The following is a 14,381-nucleotide window of genomic DNA, read 5'->3' as shown; positions in this document are numbered from 1 at the left end:
AATTCGAGCCTCAGGACTGGCGCGTCTTGCCCCGTTGCGCTGGCAGTGAGATCTATGACGAGGTCCGGAGGGCCGCGATCGATGGGCGGCAACGGCTCGGACCGGCCCGCCAGCGAGGGACCGAAACGCCGGCTCTCGATCGCCAAGACAGTGTCCAGCCCCCGAGCGGTTGGCGCCGCCGCCGGCGCGTTGCAACTCGAGACCACGTAACCTGCCGCATCCAACCGCTTAAAAAGCTCATTTTCCCAGCGCCGGGATGCGACGGCGTGGCCGATGATTAAAATATTAGTCAACCCAAGTTATTCTCGTTAAAGCAAAAAATGGCTTTGCTCTGGTATCTTTCCCCACAGTTCCTGGCAAGGGTTGCCCAAGGGGGGCTGCGGACTCTAGCGTTAATCATACGTTAATTTTTTTGAATACGAAGGCGGTTCAGGGCGCTATTGTTAGGCTGAAAGCACATGTCAGCCGGGCGCCCACGCTTTCGGTGACCAGGGTCAACCATGAACGCCGTTTCACATCCGAACTTGCCCTCAAGGCGAAAACTGCTGATCGTGTTCGGCACGAGGCCGGAGGCGCTCAAATGTTTTCCGGTGGCGCGGGCCGCGCTCGCCCATCCAGGCTTCACCACGGAAATATGTGTGACGGGCCAGCATCGCGAGATGGTCAATCAGGTCATTGAACTGACGGGCCTGCCGGTGCACTACGATCTCAACATCATGCAGCCAGGTCAGACGTTGTTCGACGTGACCTCGCGCGTGCTTCTCGGAATGGCGGGGGTGCTGGAGAAGGCGAAGCCGGACATCGTCATCGTCCAGGGCGACACAACCACCGCGATGACCGCGGCTCTAGCTGCCTTCTACAAGCGCATTCCGGTTGCCCATATCGAGGCGGGATTGCGCAGCCACAACATCAACTCTCCCTTTCCGGAGGAACTGAACCGTAAGATTGCCGGCAACATCGCCACCTGGCATTTTGCGCCGACCACCGAGGCGCGCGACAATCTCATCGCCGAAGGAAAGGCTGCGAACACCATCTTCGTAACCGGCAATACCGTGATCGACACGCTGCTGCATTTCTCCAGCGAGATCGATGCCGACAAGCTGATGAACGCCGAGCTCGCCGCTCGTTTCCCCTTCATCGATCCGACCAAGAAAATGATCCTCGTCACCGGTCATCGCCGTGAGAATTTCGATGGCGGCATCCAGAGAATCTGCACCGCGCTGAAGGCATTGTCGGCGCGCAGGGATGTGCAGATCATCTACCCGGTCCATCCCAACCCGAATGTGCGCTCCGTGGTCGACGCCGAAATCGGGACGGTGCCGAACATCCACCTGATCGACCCGCAGGACTATTTGCCATTCCTGTACCTGCAGAAACAGAGCTACCTGGTGTTGACCGACAGCGGCGGCGTGCAGGAAGAGGCGCCTTCACTCGGCAAGCCGGTGCTGGTGATGCGGGAAAACACGGAGCGACCCGAAGGGATCGCCGCTGGTACTGCCCGGCTGGTCGGCACCGATATCGAAAAAATTCTGGCCAATGCCAATAGCCTGCTCGATGATGAGAGCGTCTATCGCGGCATGGCGGAGAGGCACAACCCATACGGCGATGGCCAAGCTGCGAGCCGGATCGTTGAGGAATTGCTGAATCATGGCTGAAATCAAAACCGTTTCCGTTATCGGCATGGGCTATATCGGCCTGCCGACCTGTGCCATTTTTGCCAGCCGCGGACTCGATGTCATCGGTGTCGATGTGAACGAGGCGGTGGTCGCGAAGGTCAACCGCGGCGAAATTCACATCATCGAACCGGACCTGGATGGTTTGATCCAGAAAGTCGTCGCCAATGGCAAGCTCAAGGCATTCAGCACGCCTCAGCCGGCCGATGCCTATATTATCGCCGTTCCAACTCCGATCACCCCGGACCGCAAGCCGGATGTCAGCTACGTGCTTGCGGCAGCGCGAAGCATCGCTCCGGTGCTAAAACGGGACGACCTGGTGGTGCTGGAATCAACATCGCCGGTCGGCACGACGCGCGTCATGACAGCGCTGCTCGCGGAACTGCGACCCGATCTCAAATTTCCCGTCGCGCATGGCGAGGAAGCTGACGTCCTGGTCGCCTACTCTCCCGAGCGCGTGCTGCCGGGAAAGGTGCTGACCGAGCTGATCAACAATGATCGCTCGATCGGCGGACTGTCCCGAAAGTCTTCGGAGCGGACAGCGGCACTCTATTCAAGCTTCGTCGCCGGCGACCTGTTCATAACCCAGGCCGAAAGCGCGGAACTGGTTAAGCTGACCGAAAATGCGTTCCGCGATGTCAATATCGCCTTCGCCAATGAGCTTGCGGCGGTGTGCCAGGATCTGTCGCTCAATGTCTGGGAGGTAATCGATCTCGCCAACCGGCATCCTCGCGTGAACATCCTGCAGCCGAGCCCGGGCGTGGGCGGCCACTGCATTGCGATCGATCCGTATTTTATCATCGACGCCGCACCGAACAATACGCGGCTGATCAGTTCGGCACGGCGCATCAATTCCGAGCGACCCTTGTCGGTGGTCAGGGACATCGAGGCATTGCTCGACCCGACCCGCAAGCAGACGATCGCCTGTCTTGGCCTCAGCTTCAAACCCAATATCGACGATATGCGCGAGAGCCCGGCTGTCGAGGTTGTTAAGCTTCTGTCCAAGATTCCCAATATCAAGATCGTCGCTGCCGAGCCCAATGCGCGTCAGTTGCCACACGAGCTCGAGGGCAGCGGCGTCATGTTCACCGATGCACTTTCCGCTATTGACCAATCCGATATCGTCGTCCTGCTGGTCGACCATCGACAATTCAATCTGATCGATCCCGAAGCGCTCAAGGACAAGAAGCTCGTCGACACACGGGGCCTGTGGACCTGGCGCAAGGCGCGCAAGCCCGACGCCCGCATCGAAGGCAAGAAATCCGAAATGGAACGCTCGCAGTCTCTCGCTCGCACCGGAGAAGCGGCATGAACTCGCATGACCCGGCATGGGCGCAACACTCTCTATTGGCATCACGCCGCCGCGAGTTTCTCGGTGCGACCATCCATGCGCTGACCATGGCCGAGACGCTGGCCATCGCAGACGAGGCGATGGCGACGCGGCGACCGCTTCATCATGTTGTCGTGAACGTCGCCAAGCTTGTGAACATGCGCAAGAATGCCGAACTGCGCGAGGATGTCGTCGGGGCGGATATGGTCAATGTCGACGGCAAAGGCGTGCTTTGGGGCGCGCGGCTCTGCGGCGTCGAGTTGCCGGAGCGTGTGACCGGCGTCGACGTCATGATCAACCTGCTTGCGCTGTGCGCCAGGCGTGGCTATCGCCCCTACCTTCTGGGCGCTGAACAGCACATTCTCGACGCAGTTGAAAGCCGACTTGCCAGAGATCATCCGAGCCTGGCCATTGCCGGCCGGCGCAATGGGTATTTCAAGGCGGAGGAAGAGGCCGCGATCGTCGAGGCCATCAACGCTTCAGGTGCCGACTGTCTGTTTGTGGCGATGCCGACGCCGAGCAAGGAGCGCTTTCTCAAGCGCTATCGCGACGTACTCGCTCCGAGTTTCGTCATGGGCGTGGGCGGCAGCTTCGACGTCTATGGTGGAAAGGTCGCCCGGGCACCGAGACTGGTTCAGGCGGCGGGCCTGGAGTGGCTGTTTCGCGTGGCGCAGGAGCCGCGACGCTTGTGGCGCCGCTACTACGATACCAACACCGCCTATGCACTGCTGCTGTGGCGTGAGTTCTGGTCTCGCCGGGGACGCCGAAACGTCAATCCGTAAGCTCGCGACTTTCAGACAAGCATGCCTCATAGCGCGGGATTTATGCGATCCGGAGCCGTGCCCTTAGCTTGCCGATGAAATGCGTCACGGCCGCGGGGTGAAACAACCAGGTCAGTCCCAGGAAAGCCGCAGCGCCGGCGACGCCGCCCGCCGCGAGCGGAAAGATCGCCGGCATATAGCCCAGCGCAGTGCTGGCGAGGCTGGCGGCCAATCCGGTGCAGATAGAAATTATGATTGAGACAGCGATGTCGCGCCAGGGCACCGGCACCGGCGTGAGCCTCTCGGCGATGACGATGCAGGCTGCAAGACCTGCCAGCGATCCGCCCGCCAACGCCAACGCCGCGCCAACCTCCGCCATGGTGGGAATCAACAGAAAAGACAGTGAAATCGTTGCCACCGAGCCGAAGGAATTGGCGATGATCAGCAACCACGGCCGCTTATGTGCGTGCACCACGACGCCATAAACGAAGCTTGTGAGATTGGCACAAAGAACGCTGAAGGCGATGATCGGGAACAGCAGGCCGAAGCGACCATGATATTCCGCGGGCAGCAGGAGTCGCGTGATGTCGCCGCTGAGCGCGATAAGCATTGCTGCGACCGGCAGGCAAAGGCGTATCATCAAGGCCATGAGTTGCGACAACAACCGCCCGGACGCCTCGGATCCCTCTTCGTCGAAGCGGCTGACCACTTCTGGAAATGCGCCCATGTTGATTGCGTTGGCGACCATATCGATCGGCTGCCGAGCCAATGCGTAGGCGGCTGCGAAGACGGCCACCGCGCCGGCATCGTAGTAGAGCTTGAGGAAGACGCGTTCAGCGCTGTTGAGACCGAAACCGACCAGCGCCATGATGACCAGGGGCACGCCGAGGGCAAAAAACTCCTTGTGGGTGAAGCGCGGCGGGCCGCCAATAACGCGCCCGGATGCCACCACGCACGCCACGATGCCGGCAATCAGCACGGCGAGGCTCGAGCCGAGCGATACCGTCAGAAACGAGCGTTGGAAGATAAGGATGGCGGCGATCGGCAAGGCGAGTTGCAGCAGGCCGCGCAGATATTCAAGCATCGAATAGAGGGAATGACGCTGCTGCATTTGCAGCACCGTCAACGCGAACCGGCTGATGGAGCCGGCAATCAGATAGCTGCAGACGGCGATTGCAAATTCGATCCAGCGCTCCGGCACGATCACCGCCGAGGCGATCACGGATATGATCAGGGCCAGCACCGTGGTGACAAGCAATACCTGTCCGGCAAGCATCAGGCTGCCACGGCTGACGTCGCCTTTTCCGCCAAGCCGCAACAAGGCAATGCGCAGCCAGTTGGTAACGGCAACATCCGTCATTTCGCCCACGGTGACCACCAGGGTCAGCAGGCCATACTCCGTCTGGTCGATCAGCCGCGTCATGACGACCAGCAGGAGCAGAGCGGAAACCCGCGTCAGCAGAATAGCTGGGCCATAGATGAGTGTGGAACGGAGCAGCAAAGGGTTGTTCCCGGAAAATTTGCCGTCGATTAATCGTTGACCGACGGGAATTCCAGCATGATGACGGCAAAGGGTGAACGGATACAGTTTGAACCAAAAGATTTGTCGTAAACCTTTTTTGGAACGTTTGCTTTAGGGTCACCCGGCATCCGCAATCCAAATGGTGTCATGTTGCAGCGTCTCGCCCACAATAGAAAAATACATGTCTTGGTCGCAACGCCCTCGGGCGTTTCGGGACAAGGCGGCATCGACCGGATCATGGGGGCGCTGAAGCAGGAGTTCGAACGGCAAGAGATCGCCGACATCGATCTGCGCTTTCTTTCCAGCCGTGGCCCGGGACATGTCGGGCTTTCGATCTTCTACATGCTTGGTTTTTGCGCGCGGATGCTTGCGGCCCGCCTCGACAGACGCGCCGACGTCATTCACATCAATATATCGGTCTCCGGCAGCACCTATCGCAAGATGATGATCGCCGCCTGCGCCAGGCTGTTGTCGATACCATATGTCCTTCATCTGCATGGGGCGCAGTATCAGACATTCTGGAAAGATGATCATAGTTTCATGAGCCGCCGTATCAGGGCTCTGTTCGAGCATGCCGGCCGGGTGATTGTCCTGGGGGGGCTTTGGCGCGATTTCGTCGCCAGCCGGGCACCGGCGAACGGCGGCAATATTGTCATCGTTCCCAACGCCACGGCAGTTCCTTCCCTGGCGCATGTCGGCGGAGGCGATCACGTGCACATCCTGTTCCTCGGCCGCATCGGCGAGCGAAAGGGCGTGCCGCAGTTGGGCGAGGCGCTGGAGCGGATGAAACATCTCAGGGGTTGGCGTGCCACGATCGCCGGCGATGGTGAGGTCGAGCCGGCACGAGCGAGGTCGGTCGCTCTAGGGATTGCCGACCGTATTGCTTTTCCGGGCTGGGTGGGACCTGACGAGGTCGCATCACTGATCGCTTCGGCCGATATTCTGGTGCTCCCCTCGTTCGCCGAAAATCTGCCAATGTCGGTGATCGAAGGCATGGCGGCCGGCCTGGCTGTCGTGGCCACCCCGGTTGGCGCGGTCGAGGACATCATCACCCACGAACAATCCGGTCTGTTGGTGCCGCCCGGCGATGTGGCGGCGTTGACCGAGGCGTTAACTCGGCTGGTCGAGGATACGGCGCTGCGCGCGCGGCTTGGCGCCGCCGCCATGGCGGTGCACCGGGAAAGGCTTGAGCTTGCACCGTTTGTCGACGCGATCTGCGATGTCTGGAGATCGGTCGCGTCGGAGGCGCGATCGGTCAAGCGCTGACGCTGTCCTTCATTGTCGTCACTGCGGCGGGCCAAGCGCGAATTCGCGGTGGAATATCTCCAGGTTCAAAAGCGCCCATATCAGTTTTTCGTGGTCCGCGGCGCGCTCGGCGTGCTCCCTGACAATCTGGTCCAGCTTCTTGGCGCTCAAATAGCTACGGATGACCGAATGGGACGAACACAGATGGTCCCGTACATAATCGCTCATCGGCCCGCGGAACCATTCGGCGACGGGCACCTTGAAGCCGATCTTTGGGCGGTTGAGGACCTCGTCGGGAACCATGCCGGCCATGCAGTCGCGCAGGATCTGTTTGCTGTGCAGGAAGCCCAGCCTGTAACGATCGGGCAGTTGGCTGACGAAGGAAACCAGATCGCGATCAAGGAATGGCATTCGCCCCTCGATTGAACCGGCCATCATCACTCGGTCGCCCCGTTCCAAGAGGTTGTCGGGCAACCACGATGTCTGATCAAAAAACAACACACGGCGCAGATGAGATTCCGTCACACTCGAAGAGAACGGGAAATCATTGCGGTCATGGCCGCAAGTGGCCAATCCACCGAGGAGCGAATCGCGTTCCCGCGCCGTCATGGCTCCAAACCAGGAGATCATCCGGGTGGCAAAGTCCCGTTCACCCGCGCTTCGGGCAAATATGTCGAACTTGGCCGATGCGCCGGGCAATGCGCGCATCAAAGGGGCGAGGAGATTGTTGTGAAGCGACGCTGGAACAAGTGACCGGTAGACACCCGCCAGAGACTCTGCGCGATGTTTGGGGTAGCCGCCGAGAATCTCGTCCGCCCCTTCGCCCGTAAGCACCATCTTGACGTCCCGCGAGGCTCGAACCGACATCAGGTAAATTGGAATGTCCGTACTTTGTGAAACAGGTGCCCCCCGATGGCGGACCATCTTGGGCAGATGATTCATCAGGTCATCCGCCTGGATGACGATTTCGCAATGATCGGTCTTGAAATGATCGGCGACGCGCCGGGCGAATGGAAGCTCGCTGTAAGCCTGTTCGCTGAAACCGACCGAAAACGTACGAATGGGGTTGTCGCTGTGCCTGGTCATCAGGGCAACGATTGCCGACGAGTCGAGCCCCCCGGACAGAAAGGCGCCAAACGGCGCATCACTGCGCATCCTGATCTCGACAGAACGGTCGAGCAATTCCCGAAATCGTCGCTTGGCGGTTCCTGGATCGATATCCGCTGTCAGATCGGTCTGATCCGGGGGCGCATAATAGCGCGTTTCCGTTACTTCCCCTTGCGACCACACAGCGTAGCTTCCCGGGTTGAGCTTGCGGATCTGTTTGAAAAGCGTCCGCGGTCCAGGCACGTAACGCCAGGTCAGATACTCGCGCACTCCATCCAGATCGAGCTGCTGGCCATCTGGCTGCGCAGACAACAACGAGCTGATCTCCGAGGCAAACGACAGCAAATTTCTGCCTTGCATGAGGTAAAGGGGTTTTTTTCCAAAGGGGTCGCGGGCGAGGATCAATTCGCGCCGTTGAGCGTCCCACAGCGCAAAAGCGAACATCCCGCTCAACCGGTCGAACATGGCCAGGCGCCACTGGTCATAAGCCCTGAGCAGCACTTCCGTGTCGGAGCGTGTGCGAAAACGGTGACCGAGACCGATCAACTCCTCACGCAGCTCGATGTAGTTGTATATTTCGCCGTTGAAAATAATCCGGAGCCGTCCGTCCTCGGTCTGCATCGGCTGATTTGAATCGGCGTTTAAGTCAATAATCGCCAGGCGGCGATGCACCAATGCCAACTGGTCCTCGCCTGTGTTCAGGTCCAGGAGTTCGATGCCTTCGGCATCGGGACCACGATGCTGCAAGGCATTCGACATCCCGGCGGCCCGATCTTGTGGCTTCTCGACCCTGCGCCCAATCCAGCCGGCAATTCCGCACATTCTTTCCCTTGGCCCTCTTTCCCTTGTTTTGCGTATGATCGAGGACACCAATCTACAGCGAATATATTAAATAGCTGCTCGGTGGAGTGATTTTAAAACTGAGCCTGATTTGGTTCGATCAGGCCCTCTCGGCTGCAACTGGAGACGACAGTCCTTGGGTTTCACGCGATTGATCGCCAGCAACCAGGCAGACCGCTCGAACCGATCCTGATCCGATGACGAGTTATGGCAGGCCCAGTGCCCGCAACATCTCCCGGTCCGGGATCGCAGGCCCCTTGGGTTGGATAACACTCATTCCGTAAGGGTTGGAGAATTCCCAGGCCGACCACGGCATCGCGAAGCGTTCCGCCTCTCTGCGCACTGCCATGAGATAGCGCAGGCGATCAGCATCGAAAGCTCCCATGCGGCCATCCGCAGACATCAGGATAACGCCGAATTCGCCCACGAACAGGCGTCTGCTCGCTATGCCATGGGCTTCAGCCCAGTCGACCGCCTGACGGAAACCCGCTTCGAGCTGGCTCTGCCCCCAATTCTGCTCAAAGTATCGGGCGATCGTTTCACGCGCCGAGGCCATGTTCATCACCTCTTCGATCTGGCTCAAGCCGGCGGCGTCCATCTGCGCCTTGAGGGTTTCGGCGACCACTTCGGGCGTGCTGGCGTCGGCAGGCCAGGGAAGGCCGGAGGAGAAAACGTTCTTGTCATCGGCCCGCTGGTGCGTGAAGCTGTGCGGATCATACATGTGGAAGCTGTAATAGACGTTGGGGTCGTCGAAGTTGGGGTCCAGGTTGACCAGTCCCGCGATGCTCCCGCCGCAGGCGCCGGTCGCGACGATGGTGAGTTCGCTGCTGACGGCGCGAATATCGCGAACCGTGCCTGCCATGATCCGCTGCCAGTCATCGCTGCCGCTTGAATCGCAAGGGTAGTAGGCGGGCTCGTTATAGGGCTCGAGGGCGACCTTGTCGGCGCCAATTTTGATCAGCATGGCAGCCACCGCCACTACCATTTTGCGATAGCGGGCAACACCCTCGCTGTCGGCCCCGCCATGGATCATTTCCATGCTGTAGGCCGGAACCTGGCTGACGCCATGCAGATCGAAAACCACCTTGAGCCCGCTTGAAACCACCCGCTGCACCGCAGCGGCAAGCATGTCCAGCGCCTGTTGTCGTTTGGCGCCCTCGCTGGCAAGCAGAGGGCCAGGGTCGACACTCAGCCGGACAAAGTCGAAGCCCATGGATCGAATGCGACCAAACTGGTCGCCGTCCGGCCAATCGGTGAGCGGCCTGCCGCCCGCAAGCCATTCCTTCTCGCTGCGATAGGGCGGCCATTTGTAGGAACCATCTTTCTCCACCGGCGACCAGTTGAGCCATTCATGGACGCCAACGCCGCGCTCAAGCGGGATCGGCGCCGCCTCGGCTGACAAAGCCATGCCAAGCGCGCACGCTATGACGTAGACAACTTTTCTCATCGCAAAACTCCGCGTCATGGCCGAAGATATTAACCGCGGGAACGGAAAAGAGGATGCCGCCACACGCTTTTTCGACGGGATGGTGTATGAGGATCAAAATCTTGGCGGAGCGCGGATGAGGGTCGGGTGGTATTTCAACCGATTGCGCAGCATGGAGTTGGCCGAGATATTGCATCGGTTGGACGAGCAGCGCCGGAGGACCGTTTCGCGCCGCCGCGACAACGGCTGGCAGCGCTATGCGTCGCCGCAGTTGCACCCGGTGCTGCACGGATTGCGGAATGCTGTGCCGGCCGCTGCGACACCAGCCCAGCGGCAAGCTATCGAGGCGGCTGCGCAAAACACTCTTCGGGGCCAGTTTTCAGCACTTGGGCAGACCTGGCCACAGCGAGACCCCTATACTCTCTTTCCACCCGAGCTCTGGCGCCTTGATCCGGTGACCGGCCGGCTTTGGCCAGGCCCCAAGACCCATACTTTCGATATCGATTTTCGCCATGCCACCGGCCGTGGCGATGTAAAATATGTCTGGGAAATCAACCGGCTGCAGCAACTGCCGCCACTGGCTGCCCATCTGCTTCTCACCGGCGACGATCAATCCCGTGCGGCCATCGAGGCGGCGATCGAGAGCTGGCATTTCGCCAACCCACCATTTCGGGGCGTTGGCTGGGCCTCGGGCATCGAGGTCGCGCTACGAGCCATCAGCCTGATTGTCACGCTCGACCTCGTCGGCGACCGGCTTGGCGCGGCGACGCGAGAAAAAGTCGGTGAAATACTGGCGGCAAGCGCCTATTGGCTGCCGCGGTTTCCCTCCCGTTTTTCGTCCGCCAACAACCATCTCGTCGCGGAATTGGCTGGCGAATATTTGATCGGTCTGGCTTTCGGGGCCGAGGTGGCTCGCGAGTCGCTCCTGGCTGAGGTGCTCAAACAGATCCTGGCCGATGGCGCCGGGGCCGAGCAGACCCCGACCTACGCCGCCTTCAGTGCCGAACTTTTCCTGCTGTGCGCTGCGGCGGCGCGCCAGGCCGGACTGCCTTTTCCCCAGCCCGTCGAAGCGCGTTTGGCCGCTTTCGCCAATTTCGCAGGCTGGCTCCCGCCGAAAACCAGCGGCTTCGGCGACAATGATGAAGGCCGCGTGATCACGCTGGGGGGCGAAACCGATTATGTCGGATCGGTCGCGGCCGCCATCCGTGGTTTTCTACGGATGCCGGGCAGCGCACCGGAGCCTGGCGATTTTCGTGCGCTTTTCTTCGGCGCGCCACCGCGGCCGGCGCCGGTGCCGAATGGATTGCATACATTCACGCAAGGCGGGCTCTCCGTCTGGCGCGGCGAGATGAATGGTCGCAACGTCCATCTGACATACGACCACGGCCCGCTGGGCTACCTTTCGATAGCGGCGCACGGTCATGCCGACGCGCTGTCGCTCACCCTGTGCATTGACGGCGATCCGGTGCTGGTCGACCCCGGCACATGGCTCTATGGTTCGGGGGGAGGCTGGCGCGACTGGTTCCGCTCGACGCCGGCGCACAACACGCTGAACCTAGAGGGTAAAAGCCAAAGCATCATCTCCGGGGCGTTCAACTGGTCGCACAAGGCGGTTGCGACATTGGTGGAGAGCGAGCCGGGGCCGCACTGGAGGCTGTGTGCCCGACATGACGGGTACAAAGGCCGCTTCGGCGTTGTGCATCAACGCGCCGTGACACGCGATGGCGACGGCATCCTCGTGACCGACCAACTGCTCGGCGGCAGCCGCGTCGCTGAGATCGTCTTCCAACTCGCCGCCGACCTCCACGCCAACAGGGATGGAAACATTGTCACGATATTGCGCGGCGCTGAACCTTTGATGACTATCCACTTTCCAGACGCAGCGATCCACATCCGTTCCGGCGGCGACACACCGGGCCAAGGCGGCTGGGTTTCGCCGCGTTTTGGTGCAAGGCAGCCAGCCGAACGCCTCGCATGGCGTGGCCAAGTAGGCGAAAAGGGAGTAGTCATCCGGCTCGCGCCAAGTCCGCCGCAGACCCGATAACGGGCAGGTTGCAGGCGCAGCGTTCGACATTAATTACAATATTTAGCGGTTTTGACACCGTTGATCTGCTAATTTGGCCATGATTGTTCTGCCAGTCGCATCCCGATACACAGTTGCGGGCAGCATATGATAGGCCTGGCAATATGTGCTTCGCGACGAGCCGGATCACCATTTCACCACCTAGGAGCCACTGCATCGATGTTTTCGGAATTCGCCAGAGTGATCGTGGAAAAACTCTCACACATCGATCTGCTGACACTCGGTCTCCTGTTGCTCACGGCGCTGGGGAGCGCGGTGGTCGCCTACTGGCGAACGGTCGAACAGAAATCCTTCCGGGACTTTTTCGACTTCGCCTTTCCCGCGGAAGTCATCATGCACCCATCGGCGCGAGCGGACGCATTGTTCTGGATCACGAAAAGGCTGGTGATGCCCTTCCTGCTCATTCCCGCCGGTGTCACCTTCGTTGCCGCCACGGGATATGCAACAAACCAGGCAGTCGGCTGGCTCTTCAGCATCTCGCAACCGCTGATACCCGGCCCCGCCGGCCCAGTGACGATCATCCTCTTCACCGCAACCATGCTCGTTGCTTACGATATCTCCTACTACCTATATCACGTTGCCCAGCACCGTTTCCCGTTCCTGTGGGAATTGCACAAGGTGCATCATTCGGCCGAAGTGATGGTTGGGATCACCAAGGACCGGGTTCACCCCCTGGACGATCTGATGAACCGGATCTGGGACGGCGTCATACCGGGGATCAGTTTCGGCTTGTGGAGCCTGATTGCGCTTGATCCGGTCGAGATCGCCATATTTGGCATCAACGTCTATGTCATTCGCAACATTCTCATGATGGACTTTGTTCGCCACACGCATCTGAAGATTTCCTTCGGCCGGTTGAACGGCGTCATCTTGTGTCCGCACTGGCACCAGGTGCATCACAGTGTCGACCCTCGCCACTACGACAAGAATTTCGGGCTGCTTTTTTCATTCTGGGATCGCATATTCGGAACGCAGTTCATCCCGGATCCGGACGAAGACCTCAAGTTTGGACTGATAGATCGCGACGTACGCGACTATCAGTCGCTTTTCGGACTTTACGTGCTGCCGCTCAAGAAAATGGCAAACCATATCATGCGACTTTTTCAAAAGCGCATCGATGTCGCGCAGCCGCAGGACCGTCTCCAACCATGAACAAAATGGCTTCGATTGACGCTGTTGGTGCGGAGCGACTGGAAATCGTCAGTTCGACGGATCGCCTGGCCGCCATCGAAGCCGAATGGGTAGACCTATGGCATCGTACCCATGCACTGATCTTTCAGAGCCATGCCTGGGTTTCGGCATGGTGGAGCACCGTGCGTGACCGCGACCGGCGCTCGCTGCGGATCGGCCTGGTATGGAGCGATGACAGGCTGGTCGCTGTCATTCCCCTGGCGATCGGCAGACGAAAAGGACTTCGGCTCCTCGAATGGGCCGCCAATAGCTATACGGACTATGGTGATATTCTTGTCGCGCCGGAATGCTCCCTATCGGCCCTCCAGAACCTCTGGAACCGGATCTGTTCGGCGGGTGGCTTCGATCTTGCTTTTATCAATCGTCTGTCGCCGGATGCGGCAGCCCGCAGGATTTTTACACCGGGCTCTTCCAGCGGCGTCAAGCTTCGCGCCAATCACCGGGAGGAAGTCAGTTATCGCGTCGCTGGACAGTGGGCCAGCGGAGCAGCATGGCTGGCGGACCAGCCGAAAAAGATGCGCCAGAACTATCGGCGCGGCATCAAGATACTGGAAGAAACAGGCGAAGTGAAATTCCGCCTCCTGTCGGCCGACGAGCCGCTGCAGCCATTGCTGGAGCGACTGTCGGCGCTGAAGCGCAGATGGCTGGAAAAGCACACGCGTGAATCCGACCTTTTCGAAGAGGGCGAGCCGGTTCTTGCCGCCCTGGTGGACGCGCTGTCACGCGCCGGTGTGCTGCGCATTTTCGTACTTGAATGCAATGGTGCGATGGTCGCGGTTTCCATCAACATCGTCCAGCACAACGTCATGATGGCATTCGTTACCACCTACGACCCTGACTTTAGCCGAGCGTCGCCGGGTGCGGTCCTGATTACGGAGTATATACAGTGGTCGTTTGATCACGGCTTGGGATTGGTCGATTTCCTCTGTGGCGGAGAGGCCTTCAAACATAGGTTTGCAACACAGGCCGTTACCCTCCAATCCGTTCTTGGGGCACGCACTGTGCAGGGCGCGCTCGCTTCTCTCGCTGATCGTATCTGTCAGACGATCCGCGTACGCTCACGCGGATTGGCGTCGGCGAATCCAGAGCGCCCGCCCGATGAGACTGCTTAATTTAGCTGGATAACTTGGGCATAAGCCGCCGAGCGTTGAGGGCTGGCGTGCGACATGGGCGCGCCATTCGAAAATCCGCGTCGATTGCGCC

At 59.9% G+C, this 14,381-nt stretch carries 10 protein-coding genes; 7 read left to right on the top strand and 3 right to left on the bottom strand.

Annotated elements, in window-relative coordinates:
- The first annotated feature begins 500 nt into the window (after positions 1-500).
- The 3 genes from wecB to NLY37_RS16570 are packed head-to-tail and all read left to right on the top strand — an operon-like array spanning position 501 to position 3,785.
- On the top strand, positions 501-1,655 hold the full coding sequence (gene wecB, locus NLY37_RS16580; RefSeq protein ID WP_023741020.1) for a non-hydrolyzing UDP-N-acetylglucosamine 2-epimerase: 1,155 nt from the start codon (positions 501-503) through the stop codon (positions 1,653-1,655).
- Positions 1,648-2,985: a UDP-N-acetyl-D-mannosamine dehydrogenase gene (gene wecC / locus NLY37_RS16575; protein ID WP_023683437.1), complete on the top strand. Its 1,338-nt coding sequence runs from the start codon at positions 1,648-1,650 to the stop codon at positions 2,983-2,985. The genes wecB and wecC overlap by 8 nt, the downstream gene beginning before the upstream one ends.
- Positions 2,982-3,785, top strand: coding sequence for a WecB/TagA/CpsF family glycosyltransferase (locus NLY37_RS16570; RefSeq protein WP_023713989.1), 804 nt, complete (start codon positions 2,982-2,984; stop codon positions 3,783-3,785). Before wecC ends, NLY37_RS16570 begins: the two co-directional genes overlap by 4 nt.
- A 40-nt stretch (positions 3,786-3,825) precedes the next feature.
- Here the strand turns inward: NLY37_RS16570 and NLY37_RS16565 are convergent, their stop codons facing one another.
- The gene (locus tag NLY37_RS16565; protein ID WP_023671801.1) at positions 3,826-5,265 is read right to left on the bottom strand and encodes a lipopolysaccharide biosynthesis protein; all 1,440 of its coding nucleotides are present in this window, start codon (positions 5,263-5,265) and stop codon (positions 3,826-3,828) included.
- A 168-nt stretch (positions 5,266-5,433) separates the two neighbouring features.
- Between NLY37_RS16565 and NLY37_RS16560 the strand changes: the two genes are divergently transcribed.
- Complete coding sequence (locus tag NLY37_RS16560; protein ID WP_023671802.1) at positions 5,434-6,552, top strand: glycosyltransferase family 4 protein; 1,119 nt, start codon at positions 5,434-5,436, stop codon at positions 6,550-6,552.
- A gap of 18 nt (positions 6,553-6,570) precedes the next feature.
- Here the strand turns inward: NLY37_RS16560 and asnB are convergent, their stop codons facing one another.
- Entirely contained in the window at positions 6,571-8,460 is a 1,890-nt protein-coding gene (gene asnB / locus NLY37_RS16555; RefSeq protein ID WP_023741022.1) for an asparagine synthase (glutamine-hydrolyzing), read from the bottom strand.
- Positions 8,461-8,683: 223 nt separating this feature from the next.
- Entirely contained in the window at positions 8,684-9,925 is a 1,242-nt protein-coding gene (locus NLY37_RS16550; RefSeq protein WP_023741023.1) for a glycoside hydrolase family 5 protein, read from the bottom strand.
- Between the two features lie 16 nt (positions 9,926-9,941).
- Between NLY37_RS16550 and NLY37_RS16545 the strand changes: the two genes are divergently transcribed.
- The 3 genes from NLY37_RS16545 (at position 9,942) to NLY37_RS16535 (ending at position 14,290) form a co-directional block, all read left to right on the top strand.
- On the top strand, positions 9,942-11,948 hold the full coding sequence (locus NLY37_RS16545) for a heparinase II/III family protein (protein ID WP_023671805.1): 2,007 nt from the start codon (positions 9,942-9,944) through the stop codon (positions 11,946-11,948).
- 198 nt (positions 11,949-12,146) lie between these two features.
- Positions 12,147-13,139, top strand: a complete 993-nt coding sequence (locus NLY37_RS16540) for a sterol desaturase family protein (RefSeq protein WP_023686296.1) — start codon at positions 12,147-12,149, stop codon at positions 13,137-13,139.
- Positions 13,136-14,290 carry a GNAT family N-acetyltransferase gene (locus NLY37_RS16535; protein ID WP_023696861.1) on the top strand — a complete coding sequence of 385 codons (1,155 nt, stop codon included), beginning with the start codon at positions 13,136-13,138 and terminating at the stop codon, positions 14,288-14,290. The genes NLY37_RS16540 and NLY37_RS16535 overlap by 4 nt, the downstream gene beginning before the upstream one ends.
- Positions 14,291-14,381 lie beyond the last annotated feature (91 nt).

Source organism: Mesorhizobium sp. C395A (assembly GCF_030323205.1).
Classification (GTDB): domain Bacteria; phylum Pseudomonadota; class Alphaproteobacteria; order Rhizobiales; family Rhizobiaceae; genus Mesorhizobium.
This window is presented reverse-complemented; position numbering and strand designations above follow the sequence as displayed.